The 26,670-nt window shown below is 56.2% G+C and carries 20 protein-coding genes; 13 read left to right on the top strand and 7 right to left on the bottom strand.

Annotation, left to right across the window (positions count from 1 at the left end):
* Positions 1–38: 38 nt before the first annotated feature.
* Entirely contained in the window at positions 39–728 is a 690-nt protein-coding gene (locus tag G497_RS0103400) for a nitroreductase family protein (RefSeq protein WP_169726965.1), read from the top strand.
* Positions 729–781: 53 nt separating this feature from the next.
* Positions 782–1,528 (top strand): substrate-binding periplasmic protein, encoded by a 747-nt coding sequence (locus G497_RS0103395; RefSeq protein ID WP_027187091.1) that lies wholly within the window; start codon positions 782–784, stop codon positions 1,526–1,528.
* Positions 1,529–1,580: 52 nt separating this feature from the next.
* Here G497_RS0103395 and G497_RS0103390 read toward each other — a convergent pair whose 3' ends face one another.
* Positions 1,581–2,738 (bottom strand): DNA polymerase IV, encoded by a 1,158-nt coding sequence (locus G497_RS0103390; protein ID WP_211228737.1) that lies wholly within the window; start codon positions 2,736–2,738, stop codon positions 1,581–1,583.
* Positions 2,739–2,936: 198 nt separating this feature from the next.
* On the opposite strand from G497_RS0103390, the gene G497_RS16530 reads away from it, so the two are divergent.
* From G497_RS16530 to G497_RS0103365, 4 genes are all read left to right on the top strand, one after another.
* Entirely contained in the window at positions 2,937–4,301 is a 1,365-nt protein-coding gene (locus tag G497_RS16530; RefSeq protein WP_051257795.1) for a metallophosphoesterase family protein, read from the top strand.
* Positions 4,301–8,605, top strand: a complete 4,305-nt coding sequence (locus tag G497_RS0103375; RefSeq protein WP_027187089.1) for an AAA family ATPase — start codon at positions 4,301–4,303, stop codon at positions 8,603–8,605. The genes G497_RS16530 and G497_RS0103375 overlap by 1 nt, the downstream gene beginning before the upstream one ends.
* Before the next feature lie 459 nt (positions 8,606–9,064).
* On the top strand, positions 9,065–10,081 hold the full coding sequence (locus G497_RS0103370; RefSeq protein ID WP_027187088.1) for an OmpA family protein: 1,017 nt from the start codon (positions 9,065–9,067) through the stop codon (positions 10,079–10,081).
* A gap of 245 nt (positions 10,082–10,326) precedes the next feature.
* Positions 10,327–11,247 (top strand): sulfite exporter TauE/SafE family protein, encoded by a 921-nt coding sequence (locus G497_RS0103365; protein WP_027187087.1) that lies wholly within the window; start codon positions 10,327–10,329, stop codon positions 11,245–11,247.
* A gap of 244 nt (positions 11,248–11,491) precedes the next feature.
* On the opposite strand, the gene ftsY is transcribed toward G497_RS0103365, so the two are convergent.
* The 6 genes from ftsY to G497_RS18910 all read right to left on the bottom strand — a co-directional run bounded on the left by ftsY (position 11,492) and on the right by G497_RS18910 (position 18,408).
* Positions 11,492–13,036, bottom strand: coding sequence for a signal recognition particle-docking protein FtsY (gene ftsY / locus G497_RS0103360; protein WP_027187086.1), 1,545 nt, complete (start codon positions 13,034–13,036; stop codon positions 11,492–11,494).
* Positions 13,037–13,308: 272 nt separating this feature from the next.
* Positions 13,309–13,890, bottom strand: coding sequence for a DedA family protein (locus G497_RS16525; RefSeq protein WP_084515954.1), 582 nt, complete (start codon positions 13,888–13,890; stop codon positions 13,309–13,311).
* A 105-nt stretch (positions 13,891–13,995) separates the two neighbouring features.
* Positions 13,996–14,628 carry a DedA family protein gene (locus G497_RS16520; protein WP_051257793.1) on the bottom strand — a complete coding sequence of 211 codons (633 nt, stop codon included), beginning with the start codon at positions 14,626–14,628 and terminating at the stop codon, positions 13,996–13,998.
* 368 nt (positions 14,629–14,996) lie between these two features.
* Positions 14,997–15,356, bottom strand: a complete 360-nt coding sequence (locus G497_RS0103340; RefSeq protein WP_027187084.1) for a diacylglycerol kinase — start codon at positions 15,354–15,356, stop codon at positions 14,997–14,999.
* A 41-nt stretch (positions 15,357–15,397) separates the two neighbouring features.
* Positions 15,398–16,165, bottom strand: coding sequence for a hypothetical protein (locus tag G497_RS0103335; protein ID WP_027187083.1), 768 nt, complete (start codon positions 16,163–16,165; stop codon positions 15,398–15,400).
* Positions 16,166–16,689: 524 nt separating this feature from the next.
* On the bottom strand, positions 16,690–18,408 hold the full coding sequence (locus G497_RS18910) for a DNA-methyltransferase (RefSeq protein ID WP_051257792.1): 1,719 nt from the start codon (positions 18,406–18,408) through the stop codon (positions 16,690–16,692).
* A gap of 212 nt (positions 18,409–18,620) precedes the next feature.
* On the opposite strand from G497_RS18910, the gene G497_RS0103325 reads away from it, so the two are divergent.
* The 7 genes from G497_RS0103325 to lpxA all read left to right on the top strand — a co-directional run bounded on the left by G497_RS0103325 (position 18,621) and on the right by lpxA (position 26,548).
* Positions 18,621–19,895, top strand: coding sequence for an IMP cyclohydrolase (locus G497_RS0103325; protein ID WP_027187082.1), 1,275 nt, complete (start codon positions 18,621–18,623; stop codon positions 19,893–19,895).
* A gap of 412 nt (positions 19,896–20,307) precedes the next feature.
* Complete coding sequence (locus G497_RS0103315) at positions 20,308–22,548, top strand: ribonuclease catalytic domain-containing protein (RefSeq protein ID WP_027187080.1); 2,241 nt, start codon at positions 20,308–20,310, stop codon at positions 22,546–22,548.
* 120 nt (positions 22,549–22,668) lie between these two features.
* Complete coding sequence (plsY, locus tag G497_RS0103310) at positions 22,669–23,295, top strand: glycerol-3-phosphate 1-O-acyltransferase PlsY (RefSeq protein ID WP_027187079.1); 627 nt, start codon at positions 22,669–22,671, stop codon at positions 23,293–23,295.
* Between the two features lie 306 nt (positions 23,296–23,601).
* The gene (locus tag G497_RS0103305; protein WP_027187078.1) at positions 23,602–24,108 is read left to right on the top strand and encodes an OmpH/Skp family outer membrane protein; all 507 of its coding nucleotides are present in this window, start codon (positions 23,602–23,604) and stop codon (positions 24,106–24,108) included.
* A 7-nt stretch (positions 24,109–24,115) separates the two neighbouring features.
* The gene (gene lpxD / locus G497_RS0103300) at positions 24,116–25,147 is read left to right on the top strand and encodes a UDP-3-O-(3-hydroxymyristoyl)glucosamine N-acyltransferase (protein WP_027187077.1); all 1,032 of its coding nucleotides are present in this window, start codon (positions 24,116–24,118) and stop codon (positions 25,145–25,147) included.
* 124 nt (positions 25,148–25,271) lie between these two features.
* Positions 25,272–25,751 carry a 3-hydroxyacyl-ACP dehydratase FabZ gene (fabZ, locus tag G497_RS0103295; RefSeq protein ID WP_051257791.1) on the top strand — a complete coding sequence of 160 codons (480 nt, stop codon included), beginning with the start codon at positions 25,272–25,274 and terminating at the stop codon, positions 25,749–25,751.
* The gene (gene lpxA / locus G497_RS0103290; RefSeq protein WP_027187075.1) at positions 25,751–26,548 is read left to right on the top strand and encodes an acyl-ACP--UDP-N-acetylglucosamine O-acyltransferase; all 798 of its coding nucleotides are present in this window, start codon (positions 25,751–25,753) and stop codon (positions 26,546–26,548) included. The genes fabZ and lpxA overlap by 1 nt, the downstream gene beginning before the upstream one ends.
* Positions 26,549–26,670: the final 122 nt, after the last annotated feature.

Here is a 26,670-nt window from a genome sequence, read left to right as displayed (position 1 = left end):
CATAATAACTACCTATATGAATGTATGGAGCTGTTACAATGAACTCTAGTAGTGGGCGCAGCGCTGCCAAGCGGCAATTGAGTAGAAGAAGTGTGTTGCAGGGTATTGGCTTTGGGGTTAGTGCCCTTGCTTTTGGCCTTTCTGCCAGGAACAAGGCCCTTGCTGCGGAAGTGGCTGCTGCTAAAAAAGGGGAAGGCGTTTTCTGGCGGGAAAGCACCATGGACGTGTTAACCGCCATTCATACACGCCGCAGCTATCGGTCATTTACCGGTGCCCCGGTGAAGCCCCAAGACATGCAGGAAATTCTTTCTGCTGGCATGGGCGCCCCCAGCGCTAAAGACGCACGGCCCTGGCATTTTGTTGTGCTGGAAACAGAAAAGTCGCTGGAACTTATTGAACGCTCCATCCCGCTGATGAGCTACGCCGCCAAGGCCGGGGCTGCCCTTTTGGTGTGTGTGGATATAGTCAAAGACCCAGGGGAACCTCTTGCCTATGTTTCCGGCGCTGTTTGTTGCCAGAATATGTGGCTTGCCCTTACCGGGCTTGGCTATGGTGCCGTGTGGGTAAATGTGTTTCCTGAAGAGCAGCGCATGAACGCCTGGAAAGAGCTTGCAAAGCTCCCGGCCCATGTTGTTCCGCTTTGCCTGATGGTTATTGGCGTGCCAGATGTGCGCCTGCCTGCGGAAAACAGATTTGATCCTAAATTGGTGCACCAAGAAACGTGGTAGGCTGGAGCCACAGTAATATATTGCTTGTGGGAAGGCCTGACATAGGAGACGGTATGCGCTTTTTTGTCCTGACGTTTTTTTTGGTATTTGGGGGTGCTTGTTGTGCCGCCGCCAGCCCATCTGTGCTGCGGGTGGCTGTGGAAGCGTATTACTCCCCGTTTGCCTACAAAGACAAGGCAACTGGTGCCCTTGCCGGGTTTGATTATGACATGGCCCAGGCCCTGTGCCGCAGCATGAACCGCACGTGTGAAATACAGGCCGTTGCTTTTGATGAAATTATTCCGCGCCTGCAACGTAATGAGCTGGATATGGCGGTGGCTGGCATGGGCAGAACGCCGGAACGCGAGAAGGTTGTGCTGTTTTCCGACAGGTACTACCGTGCTTCCAATGTGTTTCTTGGGGTGGGTTTCACTGCCCTTCCTTCCAAGGAAGGCCTGCGGGGTAAAAGGCTGGGGGCGCAGGGGGGCACGTTTCAGGAAGTGTACCTGCGGAAAAATTATGGCGATGCAACAATTATTACGTTTGCCAAGCATGATGAAGCCATTGAAGCCCTCCGTGCTGGCAAGGTCGATCTGGTTTTCCTTGATAGCCTGGTGGCGTACAACCACATGCGCACTGATGCAGACGACACCGTTGAGGTGGTGGGCCCCCCTGTGATGATGCAGGAAGATTCACGCATTGTGCTGCGCAAGGGACTGGAAAAGGAGCGCAAGGCGGTGAACCAGGCTATTATGGACCTGCGCAGCAGTGGTGAATATGACAATTTAAGCCGTAAATATTTTGAGTTCAGCATTTATTAGGGTACCGTAATGTAATCAGTAATCCCTTGGGGGGTAGGGTAAGCATATGTGCTTATAATATCCTGCCCCGCACAATAGCCGCTGGCCCAAACTTCTCCCGCAGGGCATCTAGGGTGGCGTCCAGTTTGGCTTCCCGCGGGTCTTCCGGGGTATCAAAAAAACCAAGTTGGCGGGGCACTTCCCCAAACTGGGAAACCCCCAGCCCAATCAGGCGCAGGCGCTGGGTGTTTTTTTGTTCATGCAGCAGGGCCAGGGCGGTTTCGTAAATGACCCGCGTGGTGTTGGTGGCGGTGGGCAGGGTGCGGCTGCGGGTAATTTGCGTAAAGTCGCTGAACTTCATTTTCAGGGTAATGGTGCGCCCTTTGCGGCCCCCTTTGCGCAGGCGTGCCCCCACTCGCTCCGCCTGGGCAAACAGCCAGCGGGCCAGCACGGCAGGGTCGCTGGTGTCTGCATCAAACGTATTTTCCGCACTTTCCGACTTGGGCTCGGTATACGGGGTGACTGGGCGCGGGTCTATGCCTTGGGCCCGTTCATACAGGGCCAGCCCAGCCTTGCCAAGTTTGCGTTCCCAAAATTCACGCGGGTAGCGCAGTATATCTGCCGCATAGTGCACGCTCAATGTTTCCAGCACCAGGCCTGTTTGTTTGCCCACGCCGGGAATTTTCCCCACCGGCAGGCGGGCCAGAAAGGCAGGCACAGCATGGTGGGCAAGCACCGTAACACCGGCGGGTTTATGCATGTCGGAAGCTATTTTTGCCAGAAATTTTACGGGGGCAAGCCCCAGGGAACAGCTTAACCCGGTGGCTTCCTTTACCTCGGCTTGCAAGCGCTGGGCCCTGGCCCGCACGTCACTCTCCACAAGTTCCAGCCCGGTAAAATCAAGGTACGCCTCATCAATGGAAGCTTGCTCCACCAGCGGGGAATAGCTGTGCAGCACCTGCATGACCGTTTGGGACACTTCCTGGTAATGGGCCATGCGCGGCATAACATAAATGGCCTGGGGGCACAGCCTGCGGGCCTCGCTAATGGGCATGGCTGAACGTACCCCGAATTTTCTGGCCTCATAGGAACAGGTGGCTACTACGCCCCTGTCGCCCCCCCCAATAATCACAGGCCGCCCCCGGTAGCGCGGTTCGTCGCGTTGCTCCACGGAGGCGTAAAACGCGTCCATGTCCAGGTGCAAAATCCAGGGCAGGGGGGCTGTTGTCATGGTACGGGCTGGGGTGAAAGGGTGTTTTGTATTTTGTAGTGCTTTTTGTCAAAAATGCTTTGTGCGCGTTATGTACCTGCAAGGGGGAACCTCGTCAACGGCCTCATGGGGCCATGCGCTGCTTTCCCCTTTTGTCTTGTGGCAAAATGAGATATGCTTTTGGTCACTTTTTCTTTCTTGACTAACCACAGAGCCACCATGACCACCTTTACCTTTGTTCACGCCGCAGACCTGCACCTGGGTGCCCCGTTCCGGGGGCTGAACCGTAGCCTGGAAACACTTTCACCCCAGGAAAAAAGTGTGGGTACCACTGTGCTGGAAGCCACCTATACCGCCCTGGAGCGGCTGGTTTCCGTATGCCTTTCGGCGCAAGCAGATTTTCTGGTGCTTGCAGGGGACGTGTATGACAGTGCCAAAGGCAGCCTTGCCAGCCGTTTTGCCCTGAACAAGGCGTTCCTGACCTTAAAGGAACACAACGTGCGGGTGTTTCTTGCCCATGGTAACCATGACCCCCTGGAAGAGCAGCCCTTTCCCTGGCCAGACAACGTCACGGCATTTTCCCCGGAAGTGGCTGTGCATAGCGTTATGCGCGGGGGCGAGGCGTTGGCCCTGGTGCATGGGGTAAGCCATACCAGTGCCGCAGAAGGGCGCAACCTTGCCCGGCAGTTCCGGCGTAAGGAGCCTTCCCTGCTGCTTCCAGACGTGTTCCAGCTTGGTGTGCTGCACTGTGCGGTGCAGGGGCAAGCCGGGGAACACGCAGCCTATGCCCCCTGCACGGTGCAAGACCTGCAAGAAGCCGCGCTGGATTACTGGGCCCTTGGGCACGTGCACACCCGTTGGGTGCTGCGCGGCACAGGCACAGCCCCGTATGCTGTGTACCCTGGCAGCCTTCAGGGGTTGCATGTCAATGAAGGGGGTGTGCACGGCTGCACTGTGGTGCGGGTGCGCGGCAAAAAAATAGTTTCTGCCCTTCATGTGCCCATTGCCCCGGTGGTGTGGCAACGGGTGTGCCTTGACGCAGGTTCCTTGCAGCCGGAAGAGGAAGAGGGCGTAGTAACATTGTTGCAACTGGAAGCATTTGCCAGCCAGTGCCTTGCGGAGGCCCACCAGGCTATGCAGGCGGAAGCGGCTGCCTTTGTGGAAGAAGCAGGCCTTGGCGTTATCCCTGAAGTGCTGGTGGCCCGCCTTGTGCTGGAAGGCAGAACGCCCCTGCATAAGGAACTGGCCCAGAAGGATGTGCGGGAAGATTTGCAACGGCAACTTTCCGGTCAGTTATCGCGCTTTGGCATATTCGTGCGCGATATTCGCATTGCCACGCAGCCGCAGCTTGACTTTGAAGCCCTTGCCGCCCGGCCCGATTTGGTGGGGGAAACGTTCCGCCTTATGGGCGAATGGCAGGCTGAGCCTGCCCAACTGCACGGGGCCTGGGAACAAGCCGATGAAGTGTTGTTGAAAAAACTGCGGAAAATTCGCCGTTATCTGCCTGCCGTTACCCCGGAAGAAGAAACAGCCATGGCCCAGGAGGCGCACCTGCTGTGCCTTGACCTTCTGGAGGTGGAGTAATGCGTATTGACCGTGTTCGTGTAGACCGCTTTGGTATTCTTGCGGAGCAGGAAATAGAATCGCTTTCATCGGGGTGCAATATTTTTCTGGGCCATAACGAGGCGGGCAAAAGCACCACCATGGCCTTTTTCCGGGCCATGCTGTTTGGCTATAAGCGTGGCAATTCTTCCCTGGACCCCTTTATGGCCCAAAGCCGCAAAGCCAGCGTGGCCGGGGGCAGCCTGTTTTTGCATAGTCAGACAGCAGGGGACATAACCCTTGTGCGGCGGCCCCTTGCCCGCGGCAAAGGGGTGGAAATTTTCCGGGCCGGGGGCGAGCAGCTTGCAGAAGAAGAATTTTACGCCCTGCTGGGCAGCATTACCCCGGATGTGTATGATAATGTGTTTGCCTTCAACCTGCGTTCCCTTATGGATGCCACTTCCCTGGACGGTGACAGTGTGCGCCATGCCCTGCACGCTGCCGCCTTTGGCTTGAAAGTTGCCCCTGGCGCTGCCCTGAAGCAGCTTGGGAAGCGGGCTGATGACTTGCTGAAGCAAGACAGAGCCGGGGTAAGCGCACCTTTGAACAACCTTGTGGCCCAATTGGATGTGTTGGAGCAAGAGCTTGCCACAGTGGGGGAAGAGGCTGCGCTGTACAGAACGTTACGGGCAGAGCTGGAAGAAACACGTACCCAGCGTGACCAGTGTGGCACCCGGCGGGCAGCCCTTTTTGAGCAAAAGCAAAACTTTTCCCGGCGCATTGGCCTGTGGCCGCAGTATGAAGCACTGCTTGCAGCGCAAGGCAGCATGGCGGCTCTGGCAGGGGTTGAAGGCCCTGCCCCTGTGCATGCAGAAGATTTTCATGCTGCACAAGAGCACAGCAGTGGGGCGGAGCAAGTGCAGGCTCCTTCTGCGGGGCCGTATTGTTTCGCCCCAGACGCCCTTGTGCGCCTGGAATCGCTTTTGCGCCAGCAGGAAGAACGCACCGTGACTGAAGAAGCCGCCAGCCTGCGCCTGCAACGGCTTGTGCAGGAATTGGGTACCCTTGGCGGGCAAACGGCCTCCCTTGTTTTGGCAGGAGAAGTGCAGGCCCTGCAAGAACAGGTTGGGGGCAAGCGGGCCATGGCAGAGCAACTGCCTTTGCTACGCCAAACCTGCCAGCAGCTTGCGGCCCAGCAGCAGGAAGGGCTGGAACGCCTTGGCTGGGAAGAAGCGCAACTTGTGGCAGTGGATGTGAGTGTTGCCACGCGGGAGCAGTTGCACCGCTGGGAAAAGGAACTTGCCGCCCTTGGGGAAGAGGCAGGCCGCACCCAGCTTGAGGCACAGCGCCTGGAAGCACAGCAGCAAACTCTTGGGGCTGAACTGGCAGAACATTCACGTGCGGTGCAGGAACAGCCTGAGGACGCAGCCTTGCCCACGCCGCTGGAGGGAGAACGGTTTTCCGGCAAGCTGGCCCAGGCAGAAGCTGCCCTTGCTTCGCTTGATACGCTGGTGCGCCGGGTAGATGAAGGCAGGCAAGCCTTTGCGCGTGCCCTGCATGCCGTACACCCCCAGTGGACAGAGCAGCGCCTTGCCAGTGCCGATACCACCAGCCGGGCACGGGCTTTGTGCCGGGAATATGGGGAAGCGTTGCACCAGGCCCGGCGCAGCCAGGAAAAAGAAACAGAACGCCTGGAGCTTGCCAAACTTGCCCTGCAAGAAACCAGGGAAGAAGCTGCCCTGGGGGAAACCCGGTTGCAGCCCTTTGCAGGCACCCCCGCCGAGGAGGAAGCCGAAAAGCGGCTTTCCCTTGCCAGGGCGCTGGAACGCACCGTGGCTGCCTTGCGCCGTGAGCGTGTGCAATATGATGAAGCAGACAGAATGGTGGCAGACATGGTGGCCCCGCCCCGCCAGCAACAGCAACGCTGGTTTTTGGGGCCGGTAGGGCTGGTGGCCTTTGTGCTGCTGTCTTTTGCCGTGGCTTCAGGCTTTTTTGCCTTGCGCGGCGGGGAAGGGATGTTTGCCTGGGTTGCGGCTGGCCTTGGTCTGGCTGCGGTGGGGGCATTGGTGCTGGCCCGGCGCGCGGCAGGGGTGCGGGCTTCTGTGCAGCTTGATGCCGGGGTGCCTGCCATGAATGTGTGGTGCCAAACCAGGAGCCGGGCCAAGGAAGCCCTGGAGCGGTTTGAAGAGGAAGGAACAGGGCTGGTGCGCAGCATGGAAGGCTGGTGCCCCTTTGCTTTGCCAGAGGCTGGTGCCAGCCTGCCGGATGAAACAGCGGTGGGGACGTTTGTGCAAACTCTGGAACGCATGCGGGCCAGGGCTGCCCTTGCGGAACGCGAGCGGCGCGAACTGGAAATGTGCCAGCAGCGTGTTGCCACTGCGGTGCAACGGGTGCAAGGGCTTGAAGAGTTGGTGGCGGCAGCCACAACACGTTATGCCACGGCGGCTGAAGTGTGGGGCAGGCAGCTTGCTGCCCTTGGGCTGGAAGCTTCCACCCCGGTGGATGAAGTGCCCGCCTTTTTTGAACGGGTGGAAGCGGCCCGGCTGGCGCACAAGTTGTTGCAGGAAAGTTCCCGCCTTGTGGCAGAAGCTGAAGGCGCGTGCCTTGAATGCCTGCATACAGCCCATGCAATGCCCTTTTTTGCGGTGGGGCTTACCCCATGGGCTGTGGCCCGCTGTGCGGGGCACCATGCTGCGGCAAGACAAAGCATAGAAGATATTGCCAGCGTACAGGCCGAAGACCAGAAAGAAAGCGAGACCTTGTTTGCCCACCAGCCCGCAGGGAGGCAGGCCCTGGAAGCTGCCCTGGCAGGGCTTGCCATGCGCCTTGTTGCCCTGCATGGGTTGCGGGAGCAGGCCGTGCAGGCCATGGCAGAAGGCAGCACCTGGGCGGAACGGCAGCGCCAGTTTGAGCTGGTGCGCGCCAGCCATGCCAAGGCTGTGGCCGCAGCAACTGCTTGCCAGCAAGCACTGGCCAAGGGCAAGGCCCAGTGGCAGCAATGGTTAGCCGGGCAAGGTTTTTCCGCTGTGTTGAGCCCGGAAACCGCCAAGGAAGCCTTTGCCCTGGCCCTGACCCTGCGGGAGCGCAAAAAACAATGGGAAGCTGCCCAGCAAGAGGGCAAGGACATTGCCGCATCCCTTTGGGAATACATACAGCGCGTTGCGGCCCTTGCCCAGCGGGCCGGGGTAGTTGTGCCCCAGGGCTTGCAGGACATGCTGCTTACCCAGGAGCAGGAAGTGGGCCGTAAAGGCCTGGAGCAAACCCTGCAAGAAGCGGTGCAGGTGCTGTATGCTGTGGCAGAGTTGGTGGAAGCCAGTGCCCAGGCCAAGGCCCGCATGAAGGCTTTGGAAGAACAGCGAACAGCCCTGGAGGCGGAAAAACAGGGAGCCGGGGTGGCTGCGGCTGTGGCGGCGGAAAAGCTGACTTCCCTCATGGCAGACGCTGGTGTCAGTTCTCAGGAGGATTTTCGCCGCAGGTTTGCCTTGTGGCAACAGCGTGAACAGCACGCCAGTATGCAGCGCGAAATTATGGCGGCATTTTATGCCCCGGCCCATGAAGAGCGCACTTCAGTGGAAGCGTATATTGCCTCTTTTGAACAGTATTGCCTGGCAGATTTGGAGGTGGCCCATGAGGAAGCCACCGCTGGCCTGCACTCGTGCGAGGCTGAACTGACCACCCTGGCAGAGCGTGGTGGCACCCTGGAGGAAGGTATGCGCCGCCTTGCGGCAGACGGGGGCACCTCTGCCTTACGCCAAAAAGAGGCCACTTTGCGCGAGCAACTGGAAGAAACCCTGCGGGAATGGCGGGTGGCCACCATGGCCCGCCAGTTGCTTCTGGTAGCCAAAAACAGGGTGGAAGGTGCCGGGCAACAGGGGGTTGTGGGCATGGCCAGTGCCTTGTTCCGGGCCATTACCCAGGGTGAATATGAAGGCTTGTGCACGGGGGAAGAAGAGGAACGGTTTTATGCCATGCACCGCAGCGGGGAACGGAAGGACGCGGAAAAAGCCCTGAGCCAGGGCACGCGGGAACAGTTTTACCTTGCGCTGCGCCTTGCCTACATTCAAAACCACACAGCCAATGCGGAAAGTGTTCCCGTATGTATGGATGATATTTTGGTGAATGCAGACCCGGCCAGGGCAGGCCAAACGGCAGCCGCCCTGGGGGCATTTGGTCAGGCCAACCAACTGCTGTATTTTACCTGCCATCCGCAAACGGCAGAGGTGTTGGTGCAGGCCGCCCTCCAGGCCAATGGGCAGGCCAACGTCCAGGGCAGCCCGGCGCCCCGGTGCTTTGTTATGCAATCCGGCGCAATTCGTGCTGCCAGCACCAGCTTTGTTCCCTTATAGGCCGTACTTGGTATGCGGGTGACCCTACAGTAACAGAGCACTGGGTAACAATAATAAAGGTCATGGTGAAAGTATATTTGTGTCAGTTGGTTGTGTGATTCATTTTTTTGGGAAATTTTTTTTCCGGACAGTATTCACCCGTTACCGTCCTGGTTCCAGGGGGGGGCATGCGCACAACTATTTGCAAAGAAATACTTTTTTTGGTTTTTTTAAGAGATGATGTATTGATGTGAGATTGTAATTATATAGGAGTATAAATAACCATTAAGAGTAAAAGCCAAAAAATACAGTGGGTTGAAGAACTGGCGTTGAGAGCCTTGCCTGAGAAGAGTAAAACACAAGGAATAAGCTTTTTTATTCTAGGAAGGACTTGTGTTTTTCTGGAAAGGTAGTTATATAGGACGTGCAAGTGAAACAAAGTAGCCATTCAAGTCTTGTACAACAATTTCCGGAGGAGCTATGAAACGTTTGACTCTTACTACAGTAGTTGCCCTGCTGACCCTTGCTTTTGCAAGCGTTGCGTCAGCTAAGGCTCCTACTTTCAGCGGCATGCAGCCTCGTGTAGCCAGCTTCGACTTCCTGGTCGACTACTCTGGCTCCATGATGATGCAGCACAAAGGCTTCGGCGAGCAGAAATTCTTTATGGCACAGCGTGCTATTCAGCGTTTCGCCGAGCGTATTCCTGAGCTGGGTTACACTGCTGGCCTGCGCACTTTCGCCAAAGTTGGCGAAGTGAGCGCTCAGCAGACTTTTAACCCCGACACCGTATACGCTGCTGCAGGCAAACTGAAGCAGACCTACGAAGTGTTTGGCCGCCTGACCCCCATGGGCGATGGCATCTCCTACTGGACACAGAACCTGTACGCAGGTATTGCACAGCCCACCGCTGTGTTCGTAGTGTCTGACGGTGAAAACAACCGTGGTGGCGACGCTCTTGCTGCTGCCCAGGCTGCTATTGCTGCTAACCCCGGTCTGGTGTTCCACATCATTTCCGTGGCTGACACCAAAGAAGGCCAGGCTCTGCTTGACAACATCGCTGCTCTGCGTCCTGACCGTAGCGTGAGCGTGATCGCTGAAGAACTTATCACCAGCAACACTGCTTGTGAAAAGTTTGCCCGCGACACCGTTTACGTAAACGGCGTGCGTGACGTGCTGCGTACAGCTCACTTCCCGCTTGGCAAAGACAGCCTGACCCCAGATTCTTTCGCGATTCTGGACGAAGCTGCTGCCATTCTGCGTGACAGCAACCGCATGGTTCGCCTCGACGGTCACACATGTGACCTGGGTTCCATCAAGCTGAACAACGACCTGGCCATCCGCCGCGTTGAGACTGTGAAAGCCTACCTTGAATCCAAAGGTGTGCGCCCAACACAGATCATGACTGGCTTCTATGGCGAAAACGTTCCCATGATCGACAACACTGCTGAGCGTAACCGCAAGCAGAACCGTCGCGTGGACCTGAACTTCTTCTACTAAGCCGTTCAGTATAGCGTGAATTAAAAGGCCCCCCGGTAGGAAACTACCGGGGGGCCTTTGCGTATACAGTGGTATGAACCAGTTGCGGTGCGTGTTATGTAGGCCATGCAGTGCTAGTTTTTTTTTGCACAAAGTTCTTTTGCCCCCTTGCTAGGGGCATTATTCCTTTGGTACAATAAACACAGTTGTACTGTTTTTTATACACTGTTTATGGCTTTATGCACTCTGTTGGGGAGGAGGCATGTATGTATTTTCCTGCGGCTGATATAACTGCTAACCCGGTGCTTTTACCTGCTGTTGCGCTTCTGGTGTCTTTTTTTTGTTCTATGGGGGGAATTTCCGGGGCGTTCTTATTACTTCCCTTTCAAGTTTCCTACCTGGGGTATGTGAACCCTTCGGTAAGTGCCACAAACCAGTTTTACAATGTGGTAGCCATTCCCACTGGTGTGTACCGCTATGTGCGGGAAGGGCGCATGGTGTGGCCTTTGGCCATGACTGTGGCCGTGGGCACCCTGCCAGGGGTTATGCTGGGTGCGCTTATTCGTATTTTGTACCTGCCAGACCCACGTACGTTCAAGTTGTTTGCGGGGCTTGTGCTGGCCTACATTGGTATGAAGTTGCTGCTGGACTTGCGCAAAGGCAATAGCGGCAACAAGGGTGCCTTAAAGCCTGCTACGCCAGCCGCAGGCCAGGGCCATGGTGCCACTGGTGCCTTTGTAACAGATGTAAGCATCACGTTACGGCGTATTCAGTATACCTACCAGGGGGAAGTGTATGCCTGCCCCATGGTGTCTTTGTTTGCGCTTTCGCTGGTAATTGGGCTTGTGGGTGGGTGTTATGGCATTGGGGGCGGGGCCATTATGGCTCCCATTCTTGTCTCGTGGTATCGTTTACCCGTGCATACGCTTGGTGGTGCTACGTTGCTGGGTACGTTTTTAACTTCTGTGGCAGGCATTGCCTTTTATTCCTTCATTGCGCCATTCTTCCCTGGCCAGTCTGTGGCACCGGACTGGATGCTGGGCTTTCTGCTGGGCATTGGGGGGCTAGTGGGCATGTACTTTGGGGCCCGTTGCCAAAAGCATGTGCCTGCGGCTGCCATCAAGTGGATGCTTTGTGCCGTTATTCTGGCTACTGCCGGGCAGTATGTTGCCGGGTTCTTCCGGTAGCAGCCCTGGGGGAAAGGAACGTAGTTTGTGAGTATTGCACAATGAATTTTATTGGCTTTCATTGGGGGACGCTGTCCCCCAGCCCCCTGCAAGGGGTATGGGGAGGCAGATCCTCTCCAAGTAAAATTCAACAATATCAACGCAAAATGATCTCAGTGTACCACAACAAAAGCCCTTCCGGAATGCGTTCCGGAAGGGCTTTTGTTGTGGTACACATGCTCATGTTTGAGCGGTGCAAATTGGGCTAGTCCAGCAGGGCTTTCACAAAATCTTCTGCCACAAAGGGCCGCAAGTCTTCCATTTTTTCCCCAAGGCCAATAAAGGAAATGGGAATGCCAAACTGCATGGCCGCGGCCACGGCAATGCCGCCTTTGGCGGTGCCGTCCAGCTTGGTCAAAATGAGTTCGTTCAGGGGCACAGCTTCATTGAACATTTTGATTTGGGCAAGGGCGTTTTGCCCGGTGGTGGAATCAATCACCAAAATGGTGCGGTGGGGTGCGCCGGGGTGGCGCTTTGCCACTACCCGCTCAATTTTACGGAGCTCTTCCATGAGGTTGGCCTTGGTGTGCAAGCGGCCAGCCGTATCAATAATAACAGTGTCGTACCCTTTTTCAATGGCTATATCCATGGCTTCATAGGCCACGGCTGCCGGGTCTGCCCCGTGCCCTTTGGCAAAAAAGCCAGCACCCATGCGGCCTGCCCAAATTTCGAGTTGTTCAGTGGCGGCTGCCCGGAAAGTGTCGCCAGCGGCAAGAAATACTTTTTTCCCTTGCAGCACAGCCCGGTGCCCTAGCTTGGCAATGGTGGTTGTTTTGCCAACGCCGTTGACCCCTACCACAAGAATGACTTCTGGCGGGTTCACGGTGGTAATGCGGCGTACGGGTTTAAAGGCAGCCAATGCTTCTTCCGCCAGCATGCCCCGAAGCAGGAAAGCCTCGGTTATGCCTTCTTTTTCCGCTCTGCGGCGCAGGCTTTCCGTCAGCTTCATGGCTGTATCAAAGCCAACGTCAGCCATAACCAGGGTTTCTTCCAGTTCTTCCCACAGGGCAGGGTCAATGGTGCGGCCCTGGGCAAAAACCCGGTTCAGGTTGCGGGAAAGATGTTCACGTGTTTTGGCTAACCCCTCAGAGAGTTTGCTCAGCAAGCGGCTGCGTTCATCTTCCTCGTCTTCCAGGTTCAGGGCTATGGCCAGGCGGTATTGCAGTTCGGAACGAAAATCATCCAGGGCTTCATAGCCCATGTTGTCCAGCCATGCCCGAACATTGGTAACAAAGCGTTCAATTTCTTCTTCCGGAGCTTCCAGGCTGGCCAGCAAAAAATGCACGCGCTCCCACAGCAAGTCATCTGCCTGGGTTACCCCTTTCAGGACAACTTCCAGCCAGGCGGAAAGGCGGGGCTCGGTGCCGCGCAGGGCGGCTGTCATGGCCTTGTATTCGGCTGTGGCAAAAATACCGTGTGTTTCTTGGGCCGCCAGGGAACCTTCCTGTACTGAAGTCTGTACTGGGGCCTGAACAGGGGGTTGTGTAGGCGCCTGTGCTGGCTGGGGGGTGGGTGCTTCGGCAACGGCTACTTCAGGTGTGTGTTCCGCCTGTGATGGTTGCACGTTCGCTTGGGGTGCGTGTGCTGGGCTGCCTGTTGCTGCGTTGGCAGCAGAATGTGCGCCGGGCTCAGGCGTAGTGGCCTGTTCAGGGCCAGTTTGTACTGCCTGAATTTCCTGTTCTGGCTCAACGGCAGAGGCTGGCTCTGGCTGTGTCTGAAATAAATTGCGGATACTGCTGAAAAAGCCCATAGCTCCCTCGGGAAAGCCTGCACACTGTATGCAGCGCGGTTCATAACGTGTTAAAAGGGGGAAAGGGGGAAAACTATGCCCTGTGGCGCATTTGTTTTTGCGCTAGAGCAATTTCACTTTGAAATTGCTGGGTGGCAGCAACGTTGCCACCCGCGGAGCGTGTGGTTTTATGACATTACAATACATGAGTACATTGAAAAAACCAATGCGCTGCATGGTAAGCCAATGTATACTTTCAAAGATAAATGCGCTGGTCAGGCGGGCAAGCCTGGCTAGTTGCCAGTGGCCTTTCTTTTATGCCACCATAACACACCAGCCACCAGGGCACACGCCACAACCAGCAACGCCATTTCCACATGCTGCACTTGCGGGCCAAACCGCTTGATGGCAGCAGAAAAGGAAAAGCCTGCATAGGAAAAAAGTATGGCCCACACCAGGGCACCCACAACGTTGGCGGCAACAAAGCGCAATGTGGGCAGTGCGCTCAGCCCCAGGGCAATGGGGGCAATGTTGCGTATGCCGTATACAAAGCGAAACAGCAGGGCAAAGGCGAGCAGCCAGTGTGGGTGGCTTTGCAGGCGCTCCATGAGACGTTTCACTTTTTCTTCGGTCTTGACCCGTTTATGGAGCAGCTTCCAGCCCTGTTTTCGGGCAAGAAAAAAAAGGCCTTGGTCGCTGGTGGCGCTGCCTAAAAAAGCAGCCAGAATAACCAGTTCAAGGGAAAGCATACCCTGGTGGGCGAAAAAGCCCCCAGCAATAACCACAGTTTCCCCTTCAAGCAATGTGCCTAAAAATATGGCCAAGTAGCCAAAGTGGGCAAATGCTCCATTAAGTAAGGTAGGAGAGAATGGCATGCTGCATACATAAGGCACCCGAGGGGCGCTGTGTTATGAGTTTTCGTTGTTGAAAAAGAGCGGTGGTGTTACGGCGCAGGCTGTAGTGGGAAAAAGCCCTGTACACTACTCGCTGGGCGCATTTTCGTTGTTGGCGCTCTTTTTGCGGCTGCGCACAAACCACATCACGCCGCCCACCAGCACAACAAGACCCACCAGCACCAGCATAACTGCGCCCACGTTGTGCATCATATGCCCAAACAGCTTGCCAAAGAAATAGCCGCCTGCCGTGAATGCGGCTGCCCACACCCCGGCCCCGATAAAGTTCAGAGCGAGAAATTTACGGTGGCTGACGCCGCTGATGCCCAGCATAATGGGGGTTACGTTACGCACCCCGTACACAAAACGAAAGCCAAGAATAAGGGCGGTGTCGTATTTGCGGAACAAGCCAGAGGCTTTATCCATGCGGGCTTCCAGCTTGGGAAAGCGGTGTAGAATGGCATGGCCTTTGTACTTGCCAAGGCTGAACATAAGCTGGTCGCTTGTCCAACTGCCAAGAAACGCAGTAAGGACAATCAAGTAAGGGTTCATCAGGCCTTTTGCTGCCAGCATGCCTGCAATAATAACAATGGTTTCCCCTTCCAGAAAGGTGAGAAACAAAATGATATAGTACCCGTAGGTACGCAGCAGGTACTCGGCATCGGCAGACCACACCTGCTGTAACCAGTTGAAGGCGTCTTGGAACCAGGAAAAATCCATACGTAACCTTGGGTAAACGGTGGGGGAACAGGTCTCAAATTTGAATGTTTCCAGCAGTGTAGCCCAGTGTACAGTGCATTTGGCAAGTCGTTATTCCGCCTCCAGCTAAAACCGGTGTTTTCCGAGGAAAGCCGCTAAGGGCGGCACATCCGCCTTGCTTTTCCAGAACTTTCGGTTGTAATCGTTTGCTGGGGCAGAATCTGTCATTCCAATTTGAGCCGTATTCACTCAGAATTGGTATGAGGGGTCACGTACAGGGGAAAACGTGATTTCCCTGAAAAAACCGCGACGGGGAAGATATTCTGGCCTTTTCCCGTCCCTGCGTCAAGAACATTACGCCGCAAAGCCAGGGCAGAAGCGCAAGGACATCAGGCGATGCTTACAAGCATGCACAGCCATAGCAGGCCGTTAAGCACCAGTAGAATGAATACGGCGGCAGAAGCCATGTCTTTGCCATGTTTTGCCCGTTCGTCGTAGCCAGGGGCACCAATGTTAATGCTTTCTTCCACAGCGCTGTTCAAAAGCTCTACGGCCATCACCAAAAGCCAGCCCGCAAGCAGCAGGCCGCACCACAAGGCACCGGGGCGAAAAATGGCTAAAAGCAGGCCCACCAGGGGCAGCAGCATAGCTTCATGCCGAAAGGCCTGTTCATTTTGCCATGCCCGGCGCAGCCCTGCCAGGGAATAGCCGGTGGCTTTATATAAATGGGAAAGGTTAATAAGGCGCATGGAATCCTCGTTGCAAGCAGTGGTGCGGCGGAAGGGGCAGGCTACAGCAAAGCTACATTGTGTGTCCGTAATTTGCGTGCCAGCTCTTCCAGGGCAATCTTTTGGTCCCCCGGGCGTACCTGCTTCATGTTCCAGGTAACGGTGTGCCGGGCGGCAGCCAGGTACAGGGAAAATTCGATGCGTTTATCCTGGTGCAGGCGGGCACTTTGCAGGTTTTCATAGGGTAGAAACAGTTGCGGCCCAAACAAATTTGGGGCAACACAAAGCCCCTGGGCATATAAGGCCAGGGCCGGGGTGTCTTTTGCCCTTGCCCCAAGAAACATGGAGCAGAAGGAAAAGCTCATGGCAATAATGCCTGTGTCGGACTGGCCTGTTTCAAAGCTTACCCAGGCGGCCAGGGCAAAGGAACACCCCCCCAGGAAAAACCAGAAAGGATACACCGAAGCGAAGGTGTATTCCGGTTGGTTGGTAAGGGTTTTGGCCCGGGGAATAGCTTCGGAGGCTTTACCAAAGTAAGTATATAGGCAGCCAATGCCATAAATAAGACTGATGGGCAGCATAAAAAAAGTGCCCAGGGCAACCAGGCCAAGGCCGGCCTTTTTCCCTGTGGCCACAAGGTAAAGCCCGGCAAGCTGCACAACCAGAACAGTAACAAGCACGGGCAGGCTTTTAAGTATAAGTTCAGCAACAAACTGCTGGTCTTCCGGTAGGTTTGCCGGGTCTAGCGATGAGCTGACAATATACAGGAAAAATACGAGGATGGCGTTGATAACAAGGCCCCCCCAGGCTGCCGGGTGGCTGCGCGGCATAATCAGTCTCTCCTTACGCGCAAAAAATGCGCTGTGCTTGGTTGCAGTCGTCAGGGTGCAGCCTTCACCGGCTACAAGTAGGGTAGCGTATTGCTGGAAACGTTGATTTGTTCCGTTTGGCCGCGCTACCATACTTTTTTTGCTCGGTCTTGCCGCTTCCCCTGCAATGGCATGGGGCGCGCAATCGCTCAAGGCAAGAATATGGCATTATTCACCGCATCAGGCAAGGGGCAGCTTTGTGCTGGGGAAACGCTGATTTATTCCCTTTGGCGGCGTGATACCCCTATAAGACGACAGTCGCGAGCGGAGGGAGCGGGGGGCTTTGCTACTTGCTTATCCCTACGCGAGGCGGAGTGATATCCCTAAAGCCGACGGCAGTCGCGAGCGTAGCGAGCCGTGGAGCGAGGGCGGAGGGTACAGGCAGCTTAGCTGCCTGTACATCTCCACGAAGCCCGAGAGGAAGAAAGAAGACGGCAGTCGCGAGCGTAGCGAGCCGTGGAGCGAGGGCGGAGGGTACAGGCAGCTTAGCTGCCTGTACATGTCCACGAAGCCCGAGCGGAAGAAGGAAACAAGGGGAGGCTGGTATACACACGCCCGCCCCGCACGTCTGTTACCCGCACCAAAAGGGTGCAGTGCTTTTCTGGCAGGGCCAGCACAGGGGTTTGCAAGGCCAGCGTGCGGGCCTTGCCGTGGCGGCAGGTATGCCATGCCGGGGTAAAAAGGGCTGTAGGGAAAGGGAAGGCTGGCAGGGTGAGGGAGTGCTCGGAAGTGGCTGGGGTGCCTGTTCGCGCAACCTGTGTTCTTTCGGGAACAATGGGTGCAGGAGCAGGGACAAACGCCACGGCCCAGGCATAGGCCCAATGCAGTCCTCCTTCCAGTGCAGGTTCATCGCGCTGTTCTGCTTCCGGGGGGAGCAAGGCATGCAGTTGGGTCAGGGTTACCTGCACCCCCTGCGGGGAAGTGCTCACGCTAAGGCCTAAAGTATGGGTGTTTGTCATGTTTGTGGTAAACTGTTCCGGGCGGCGTGCGTCAGGAGAAAAGAGCGGAGGCAGGGTAGGGCTGTGCTGTTGGTTTGCCAGTGTAGCAAGGCAAAAAGCGCTTGGCGCGGAAGTCTGCTGCTGGCCTTCCAACTGCGCCAGTTGTGGCTGGGCAAGGCGCTCCTGGCTGGTGGCAATGGCCAGTGGGCTTTGGTCTGCCCCAAGCCACGCCCTGCCAAGGCGCTGGGCCACTGCCAGGGTGGTGCCGGAACCACAGAAAAAGTCGGCCACCAAATCACCTGGGCGGGTGCAGGCCAGAAGCAGGCGTTCCAGCAGGGCTTCCGGCTTTTGGGTGGGGTAGCCAAGGCGTTCTGCTGCCAGGGGGTTGATAATGGGAATGCGCCACACATCGTCTGGCGGGGTGCCCTGGGGGTGGGGGGTGTATTGTTTGCCTGCCTTGCTCACAATGCCTTTTTTGGCATAGCCGCTGGTGGGGGCATAGGGCACGCGCACGGCGTCGGGGGTAAAATACCAGTGCTTTGTTTTGGCGTAGTGGAACAGGGTATCGTGCTTGCGGGAAAAATAGCGGGTTGCCCGGCCCCCCCCTGTGTAATGCCAAATTATTTCCCCTAAAAAGTGGTCTTCCCCAAAAATGGTGTCCAGCATCAGGCGCACCCTGGCGGAAGTGCGCCAGTCGCAGTGCAGTACCAGTGTCCCTTCCGGGGCCAGCAGGCTGTGGGCAAGGTGCAGGCGCTGGGCCAGCATGGCGTAAAAGGCCCCTGGGGCCCAGGTGTCGGCATAGGCCTTCTGGCGCAAGGGGGCGTGCCCGCTGGCCGCTTCCCCCACCGGGGTTTGGGCGAAAAAATTGCTGCCAACATTAAATGGCGGGTCAATATAAATAAAGCGCAGGCCCCCGCGTGCCGCAAGCCATGCCTGCCCTGCCGGGGTGGCAAGGCCGTGCAGCAGGGGCAGGTTGTCCCCCTGCCACAGCAGGTTTGGCAGGCCAGGGCAGGGTAATTGTTGGGAAGATGCAACCGCAGAAAGTTCTTGTGTGGCAGCGGTTTTTTGGCTGTACGCTTCCACCAGCACCGGGGCATGTTCTGCGCTGCTGGGGCAAGCTGCCTGCGTGCATGGGGGGGTACTTTCTTGCCCATGGGGGAGCGGCGCGCAGGCCATACAAAAAAGGGCCTGCTGCATTGCTGCAGAAAGGGGCGCGCCGTGTTGCAGGTGCTGGATGAGGGCGTCTTTTTCGTGAGGAAGGAGCATTTTTTGCGTTTATGTAGGGAATGTTGCCGGGTTGCTGAGGTGTATGGAAAGGAGTGTGTTCGGTGTTATACTACGTTTCCTTGGGCAAATTGGCAATTGCCCCCGGCAAGGGGCTTATGTTATAGCCACATTGCACACAGGCCATCATTTTTCACTTTTTCCCCCGTGGGTTCTCCCGGTGGGGCGCACGCGCTGCGTAAAAGGAAACTTTCATGTCTCAACTGAAGGATATGTACCGCACCATTGTGCAAGACGCTTTTCCAGACACTATTTCTGTGCGGTTTGGCGACACTGTACTTGAGTATAGCCGCCGTTCCTGGGATATTGGCGGCGAGCAGCGCGGCCTGCGCTATGGCGAAAACCCGGACCAGCCTGCTGCCTTGTATGCCCTGGAAAAAGGCGATTTGGTTATTGGCGGCGTGGCCTACCGCCAGGCAGGCACCGGGCTTGTTTCCGCCATTACTGAAGAAAACATGATTCAGGCAGGCAAGCACCCCGGCAAAACCAACCTCACCGACGTGGACAACGGCATCAATATTCTGCAATACCTGCATGCCCGGCCTGCATGCGTTATTTTGAAGCACAACAACCCCTGTGGGGCGGCATGGTCGGAGCAGGGCCTTGCCGATGCCGTGAACAAGGCCTACTGGAGCGACCGCATTGCCGCGTTTGGCGGGGCCGTGGTGCTGAACCGCCCGCTGGATATGAAAAGTGCGGAAATTATCAGCTCTGTCTATTTTGAAGTGGTGGCTGCCCCCGGTTTTGACCCGCAAGCCCTGGAACTACTCCAAAAAAAGAAAAACCTGCGCATTTTGTGCCTGCCTGGCCTAGCTTGCCTGGAACGTTTTGTGGGAGTACCTTTTCTGGACATCAAGTCTCTTACCGACGGCGGCCTTGTGGTGCAGCAGTCTTTTGTAAACCGCATTCGCACTGTGGCAGACTTTTTGCCCGCCACGGCAGAATATGAAGGCGGCTTTGTAGCAGCCCGTGCCCCCAGCCGGCAGGAAGCAGACGATTTGCTGTTTGCCTGGGCTGTGGAAGCCGGGGTCACTTCCAACTCTGTTATTTTTGTCAAGGATGGCACCACCGTAGCCATTGGCACAGGTGAACAAGACAGGGTGGGGTGTGTGGAAGTAGCCATTCATAAAGCCTATACGAAGTATGCCGATGTGCTGGCATTCAAGCGCCTTGGTATTTCTTTGTATGAACTGGAGCACAAGGCCCGCACCGACGCTGACGCAGCGGAAAACCTTGCGGATATCAAAGCCCTTACCCAGGAAGCACGCGGGGGCCTTGGTGGCACAGCCATGGTTTCCGACGGGTTCTTCCCCTTCCGCGACGCTGTGGACGTGGCCTTGCAGCATGGGGTAACCGCCATTGCCCAGCCGGGCGGTTCCATGCGCGATGCCGAAGTGATTATGGCAGTGAATGAATCTAACCCGCAGGTGGCTATGGCCTTTACGGGCCAGCGTTCCTTCAAACACTAGGTAGTGTCTACACGAGTGTCTTTTTGCCTCTGCCTGCGTCAGTTATCGCCTGCTTTTTCGGTCGAATACCGTAAGAGTATACTCCTTCAAAGCAGGCTCAACTTCCTTGGCAGAGAACAAAAATTCATCTCGTGTAGGCACTACCTAGGGAAACGCTCATTTTTTCCGTTTGGCGGCGTTGCTTGCAAAAATACTTCGCGCCTTGCCAAACGAAAAAACTGCGCATTTCCTCTGAACTGCATGGGGGCGGCCTAGTGCCGCCCTGGTTTTTGCGCACTGTAAGGTTGTTTTCAGAATAGGGCAGAATGTTTCAAGCAAAAGGTAGCGGCGCTGGGCTGCTGCTGGCAAAAATGGCTGGCGAGCGGTGGTTGCCGTTATGCTTTGAGCGGTTAATAACAGAAAAGAGTACGGTATGACGCAAGATAAGGTGCGTTACCCTGGGGTTGGGTGCCTGGTTGAATTCATGCAAGGCAATTCCCCCACGTTGGGCATAGTAACGGAAGAACAAAGCGGCAAGTTGCGGGTGTATACCCAAAACAAGCGGGAAACCCCCATGCCTGCCTCACGCCTGTTGCCCTGGTGCGGCCCGCAGCGCGGGGCCAACCTTTCCCGCACCAGCATGGAAGCGGCCCTGGAAGAATGCCGGGCCCAGCGTGAAGCCCTGCTGGCAAGCATAGACGTGCTGGAGCTGTGGTCTTGCGTGCAGGGAGAAGCCGAGCGCGCTACTGCCGATTCCCTGGCCGGGCTCTTGTGGGAAGAGCCCACTGTGCACCATGAAGCTGCCCTGGGGCGGGCTCTTTTGGCTTGCAAAACCCATTTTCGGTTTGCCCCGCCAGATTTTGAGATATTTCCGGAAGCCGTGGTGCAGGCCCGCCTTACCGAAGCAAAGGCCCTGCGCCTGCGTGAACAGGTGGCAAGTGCCGGTGCCGAATTTTTTCGGCAGTTGTGGGAGTTTTTTACGGGTAAACGGCCCACCGCCCCGGTGCTGCACGACGCTACAGGGGAGATGGAAGCACGCTTGAAAAGCGTGCTGTTGCAACGTATTGCCGATCCGGAAACTTCTGAGGACGAAGCACTGTGGAAGCTGCTGGTGAAGGGATTGCCAGAACACCCGCACCATGCTTTGGGCCTTGCTACAGCCTGGGGCCTGGTGCCGCCGCATTACAATTTCTGGCTGGACAGGGCTGGTTTTGCCAAAGGTCAGGCCTGGGCAGAACCCTTTGCCGACGTGCGCACTGCCCTGCGTGAAGCCGTTGGCACACAGCTTGCCAGCCTGCCGGAAGAGCCATTTGCCCGCAGTTCCGGCCAGGGCCATTTGCCCCTTATGGCGGCAGACCCCAGCACCACCAAAGACAGGGACGATGCCTTTGCGGTGGAAGCATTGCCGGACGGCTCTTTTTTGCTGTATATTGCCATTGCCTGCCCGGCCCTTGTGTGGCCCTTTGGCAGCACCTATGATAAAACAATATTGCGCCGTGCCAGCAGCATTTATCTGCCTGAGGGTGATGAGCACATGCTGCCAGAAGATGCGGGGTGGCAGTTGTTCAGCCTGGATGCAGGCAAGGAGCGCCCAGCCCTTGTGTTGCAAACGCGCATAAACGCGCAAGGCGAAGCCACAGGCGCGCAGCTTTCCGTAGCACGGGTAACGTGCACCGCCAACCTGCCTTTGCCCGTTGCAGAAGAAAGTTTTGCCGTTGCTGCCCTGGTCCTTGGCCCAAATCCACTGGCCCCGGAACAGAACCACGAGGCCCTGCCTTGGGGGGCAGAGTTGTTCCTGACGGAGGAAGAGCAGTGTTGTGCCAGCGCGCCCTCCACTTGCCTGCCTGAAGGGCACCCGGCCCAGCCGCTTTTGGAATCTCTCACGGCGGCCTTGGCCCTTTCCCGTGTGTTGCAGGCCCGTCGGGTGGCCCAAGGGGCTGTTGTTACGGAACGGCCCATGCCAGAGGTGACCCTGGCAGGGGAGGGCAATGCCGTTACCGTGGTATTTTCCGAAGAGCCACAAACTCCGCTGGCCCATACGGTGGTGGGAGAAATTATGGTGTTTGCCAACGCCGCCATGGCCGGGTGGGCACGGGATAACGGCATTGCCTTGCTGTTCCGCAGCCAGGATGTGGGCATTCCTAAAGAATTTGCCGGGGTGTGGTCGCGGCCGGAAGACATTGCCAGGGTTGTGCGCGGCCTTCCCAGCGCTGGGTTAAGCACAGTGCCGCGCAGGCATGCTGGCCTTGGGCTGGATGTGTACGCTTCCTGTACGGCCCCCATGCGCCGCTACATAGACCTTGTGAACCAGGGGCAGCTTGTGCATGCTGTGCAGCATGGCACGCCGTTGTTTACCCAGGAGGCACTGCAAGACGCCCAGCCGCTTATTGGGGCCTGCGCCGAAGCCGTGGGCCAGGTGCAGCGCTTTCGCCCCCGGTACTGGAAGTTGCTGTTTTTTGCCCAGCAAGGGGATAAAAAATGGTGGCCTGCGGTGGTTACAGAAGAAAACCCTGCCTTTGTGAGTGTGACGGTGCCCTTTGCCCAGTTGTTCGTTCGGGGCAGAACAGCCCTGTTTAATGAGAAAGTGGCTCCAGGGCAGGCCCTGGAAGTGCGCCTTGGCAAAGTGAACCCGCTGTTGAATGAAATTCAGATACTCGAAGTGCGGGAACTGTAGCCCCCTGGAAATGCTGACTTATTCCGTCTTCAAAAAAATTCGTGCCTTGCCACGCGAAATAACTGAGCGTTTCCCAAAGACCTTTTAATCAGTGCTTCCCTATGGATTTAAGGAATGGATATGACTGAAAGCGTGTGGTTACTGTTGGCTGTAGCGGCTGGCTATTTGAGTGGTTCTGTGCCCTATGGGCTTGTTTTGGCCCGCGCGTTTTGTGGCATAGACCCACGCACCGCAGGCAGTTGTAACATTGGCACCACCAATATTGCCCGCCTGTGCGGGAAAAAGTGGGGGGCCATAACGTTGTTGTGTGATGCCCTGAAAGGTACCCTGCCCGTGCTGGGGGTGGCTTATGCCACAACCCACATGGCCCCGGAACAAGGCAGTGCGGGACTGTTGCCCCTGTTGCCCCTGTTTACAGCGGCGGCCGCCATTGCAGGGCATATGTTTCCTGTGTGGCTGCGGTTTAAGGGGGGCAAAGGCGTTGCCACCACCGTGGGGGTGTTTTTGGCCCTGGCCCCGCTGGAATTGCTGGTGGCTGCGGCTGCGTGCATTGCGGTTATTTGGCGTACCGGCTTTGTTTCGGCAGGTTCGCTGGTGCTTAGTGTGTTGCTGCCCGCCCTGTTGTTTTTTAATGAAAAAACAGGGACCGGGGTGCTGGCCCTGTGCATTAGTGCGGGTGTTATTTGGGCGCATCGCGAAAATATTAAGCGGTTGCGGGCGGGTACCGAGAAGCCCTGGAAAAAATAGGAAACGCTCATTTTTTGCGTTTGGCGGCGTTGCGATTTGAGTGCCACGCCCAAAGCCAAACACAAAGCATGCCGCTTGCTCTAACCCTGCGCATTAGCAAAGAGTGCTCTGTACCCAAGCATGACAGAATTATCCCCTTGTACTTGACGGCACTAAATCATAAAGATAAACTCTTCTGTTGAAAAAACGGTTGCCCGGCGTTGGTGCCAGCACACGCTTTCATTTTGTTGAGGGGTGGGGTAACACCCGTCGGATAACAACTGATGTATTACTACTGTCTCACTTTGTGAGCAAAGGAGCTTTTTCATGCGTACCACTCTGGCAGCTGCCATCTGTTCTATTTTTCTGTTCTGTGGCGTGGCCAACGCCGAAGTTAAGGTGGCTGTATTCAACCTGCAAGCCGTTGCTGCAAAAAGCGAAGCCTTCCAGGTTGGCAAAAAGAAAATGACCGACACGTATGAAGGCAAGCGCAAGGAACTTGAAAAGAAGCGCCAGGAACTTGAAAAGCTTGGCGAATCCATGCGCAGCACTTCTACTAAAGAGCAGCAGGACAAATTCCGCTCACTGCAGAAAGACTACACTGAAGCCGCAAACATGTATGTGCGCAACCTGCAACAGGCTGAAGCCGAAGCCCGCGACATAATGGACAGGCTGATTATTGAATCTGCCCGTCAGTTTGCTGCCGAAAAAGGCTACACCCTTGTGCTGGACGCTGCTGCGGCTGTGTACTATGACCCAAGCATGGACGTGACCGATGCCATGCTGGAGACGGTGAACAAAGTCTGGAAAGAAGACCAGAAAGACAAGAAGTAATTGCGCCATGCAGTTTACCCTTGCTACCCTTGCCGCAACGCTTGGCCTTACCCTGAAAGGGGAAGATAAGCCCTTTACCGGGCTGAACACCCTTGATGAAGCCACGGAAACGGAAGTGACCTTTTTGGCAAACCCCAAATATGCCCCGCTGTTGCAAACAACGCGGGCCATTGCTGTGATTGTTTCTGAAGAGCATGCCGAGGGGATAGAAACTGCCCTTATCAGCCAAAATCCGTATATTGACTTTGCCCGCGCGGCTGGCCTTTTTGTGCGCCCGCCAGATTTCTTTGTGGGAATTAGCGACAAGGCATTTATTCACCCCACCGCCACGCTGGGCGCAGGGGTTACGGTGTTTCCGTTTTGCTACGTTGGCGCAAATACGGAAATTGGTGACGGGGCTATTCTTTACCCAGGTGTATTTATTGGGGAAAGCTGCAAAATAGGCAAGCAATGTACGCTGTATCCCCATGCTGTGGTACTTGGCCGTGCCCAGCTTGGGGAACACTGCGTGCTGCATTCCGGAGCTGTTATTGGCACGGAAGGCTTTGGTTTTGTGCGTTTTGGCGGCTCTGTAATGCAGGTGCCCCAAATTGGCACGGTGCGCTTTGCCGAAAGGGTGGAAGTTGGGGCCAATTCCTGTGTGGATAGGGCAACCCTAACCGCTACCACTCTTGGTAACGACACCAAGGTGGATAACCTTGTGCAGCTTGGCCATAACGTTACCGTTGGGGAACAGTGCTTTATTGTTTCCCAGGTGGGCGTTGCGGGCAGCACCAAGGTGGGCAACCGGGTAACCCTGGCCGGGCAGGTTGGCGTTGCCGGGCACATTACCATTGGCGATGACGTGGTTATTGGCCCCCAGTCTGGTGTGCCCAAAGACGTTCCTGCTGGCATTACTGGCAGTGGCACTCCGTTTATGGAAGGGCCAACGTACATGCGCCACACCGTGTTGCAGCCCAAATTGCCCGACTTGTTCAAACGCGTGCAGCAGCTTGAAAAAGAGCTTGCCGCCTTGAAAAAACTGCTACCCCAAGACTAAACGGTTATATTTTTCCTTCCCAGCGTCTGGGGGCATTTGCCCTTGTTTGTGCCCCCTTGCCCAGCCTGCCCTTCTTCTTGTTTCGTTACTCTGCTTGTGAAAAAGCGTCAGAAAAGGATACCACATGACACAGGAAAATACCCCTGCTTCTCTTGGCCCCTATGATATTCAGCGCATTATGAGCATGCTGCCACACCGTTACCCATTCCTTATGGTGGACAGGGTGGAAGAAATTGTGCCGCAAAAGTATATCAAGGCCTATAAAAATGTGTCCATCAACGAACCCTTTTTCCAGGGCCACTTCCCGGGGTTTCCCGTTATGCCTGGGGTGATGATTCTGGAATCCATGGCTCAGGCTGGTGGCCTTTTGGTGCTTTCCGACAGGGAAGACCTGCTGCGCAGCGGCAACCTGTTCCTGTTTACCGGCATTGAAAACGTCAAGTTTCGCCGCCCTGTTGTGCCCGGCGACAAGCTGGAATTGTATAGTGAGCTCATACGCCACAAAATGCGGTTGTGGAAAATGCGGGGCACTGCCCATGTGAACGGGGTGCTTGCCTGCGAAGCTGAAATGACGGCTGCCATTATGCCTAAAGAGAGCATTTAGTGGCTGCCTCCATTCATCCTACTGCCTTCATCTCCGCCAAGGCGCACATTGGGGAAAATGTGCATGTTGGTCCCTGTGCGGTTATTGAAGATGACGTGATTATTGGTGACAATTGCCGCATTGACGCCTTTGCCAGCATCAAGCGCTTCACCCGTATGGGGGAAGGCAACATTATTCACTCCTACACTGTTGTGGGGGGTGAACCGCAGGATTTGAAATTCAAGGGCGAAGAATCGTGGCTGGAGCTTGGCAACCACAACACCATTCGCGAATTTGCCACCCTGCACCGGGGCACGGAAGGCGGCGGGGGCATTACCCGCGTGGGCAGCAACAACCTGTTCATGGCCTACACCCACATTGCCCACGACTGTATTGTGGGCGACAGGGTGGTTATGTCTAACAACGCTACACTGGCAGGCCACGTAACAGTGCAAGACTACGCCATTATTGGTGGCCTTTCGGCGGTGCACCAGTTTTGCCGCATTGGTGAACACGCCTTTGTGGGGGGTATGACAGGCGCAAGCCAAGACCTGCCACCCTACATGCTGGCCACTGGTTTTCGCGGGGCGGTGCATGGGCCAAATGCAGTGGGCCTGCGGCGCATGGGGGCTTCCAGTGCCCTTATTTCTGCCCTTAAGCATTGCTTCAGGCTGTTCTGGCTTTCAGAAATGCCCCGGCAGGACGCGCTTACCCAATTGGAAGCTAACTACCAGGAATTTCCTGAAGTTATGAATTTTGTGCAGTTTATTCGCGAAAGTGGTGGGCGAGGGGTTCTCCCTGCCACCAAAGAAGGCTAGGGAAAGGCTGTCTTTTTTTGTTTGGCGGCGTTGCTTCACCTTTTTAGAAGCAGTCGAGGACGGAAGAGTCCACTCCTGCTTCTAAAAAGGCTCGCGCCTAGCCAAACGAAAAAAATACAGCC

Source organism: Desulfovibrio cuneatus DSM 11391 (assembly GCF_000430005.1).
Lineage (GTDB): Bacteria > Desulfobacterota > Desulfovibrionia > Desulfovibrionales > Desulfovibrionaceae > Frigididesulfovibrio > Frigididesulfovibrio cuneatus.
Note: the sequence above shows the minus strand (reverse complement) of the source record. Positions and strands in the feature narration are given on the sequence as shown.

Bases quoted from the DNA above. Each gene is read 5' to 3' on its own strand.
- G497_RS0103400 (WP_169726965.1), top strand. From the start codon at position 39: ATGAACTCTAGTAGTGGGCGCAGCGCTGCCAAGCGGCAATTGAGTAGA.
- G497_RS0103395 (WP_027187091.1), top strand. From the start codon at position 782: ATGCGCTTTTTTGTCCTGACGTTTTTTTTGGTATTTGGGGGTGCTTGT.
- G497_RS0103390 (WP_211228737.1), bottom strand. From the start codon at position 2,738: ATGACAACAGCCCCCCTGCCCTGGATTTTGCACCTGGACATGGACGCG.
- G497_RS16530 (WP_051257795.1), top strand. From the start codon at position 2,937: ATGACCACCTTTACCTTTGTTCACGCCGCAGACCTGCACCTGGGTGCC.
- G497_RS0103375 (WP_027187089.1), top strand. From the start codon at position 4,301: ATGCGTATTGACCGTGTTCGTGTAGACCGCTTTGGTATTCTTGCGGAG.
- G497_RS0103370 (WP_027187088.1), top strand. From the start codon at position 9,065: ATGAAACGTTTGACTCTTACTACAGTAGTTGCCCTGCTGACCCTTGCT.
- G497_RS0103365 (WP_027187087.1), top strand. From the start codon at position 10,327: ATGTATTTTCCTGCGGCTGATATAACTGCTAACCCGGTGCTTTTACCT.
- ftsY (WP_027187086.1), bottom strand. From the start codon at position 13,036: ATGGGCTTTTTCAGCAGTATCCGCAATTTATTTCAGACACAGCCAGAG.
- G497_RS16525 (WP_084515954.1), bottom strand. From the start codon at position 13,890: ATGCCATTCTCTCCTACCTTACTTAATGGAGCATTTGCCCACTTTGGC.
- G497_RS16520 (WP_051257793.1), bottom strand. From the start codon at position 14,628: ATGGATTTTTCCTGGTTCCAAGACGCCTTCAACTGGTTACAGCAGGTG.
- G497_RS0103340 (WP_027187084.1), bottom strand. From the start codon at position 15,356: ATGCGCCTTATTAACCTTTCCCATTTATATAAAGCCACCGGCTATTCC.
- G497_RS0103335 (WP_027187083.1), bottom strand. From the start codon at position 16,165: ATGCCGCGCAGCCACCCGGCAGCCTGGGGGGGCCTTGTTATCAACGCC.
- G497_RS18910 (WP_051257792.1), bottom strand. From the start codon at position 18,408: ATGCTCCTTCCTCACGAAAAAGACGCCCTCATCCAGCACCTGCAACAC.
- G497_RS0103325 (WP_027187082.1), top strand. From the start codon at position 18,621: ATGTCTCAACTGAAGGATATGTACCGCACCATTGTGCAAGACGCTTTT.
- G497_RS0103315 (WP_027187080.1), top strand. From the start codon at position 20,308: ATGACGCAAGATAAGGTGCGTTACCCTGGGGTTGGGTGCCTGGTTGAA.
- plsY (WP_027187079.1), top strand. From the start codon at position 22,669: ATGACTGAAAGCGTGTGGTTACTGTTGGCTGTAGCGGCTGGCTATTTG.
- G497_RS0103305 (WP_027187078.1), top strand. From the start codon at position 23,602: ATGCGTACCACTCTGGCAGCTGCCATCTGTTCTATTTTTCTGTTCTGT.
- lpxD (WP_027187077.1), top strand. From the start codon at position 24,116: ATGCAGTTTACCCTTGCTACCCTTGCCGCAACGCTTGGCCTTACCCTG.
- fabZ (WP_051257791.1), top strand. From the start codon at position 25,272: ATGACACAGGAAAATACCCCTGCTTCTCTTGGCCCCTATGATATTCAG.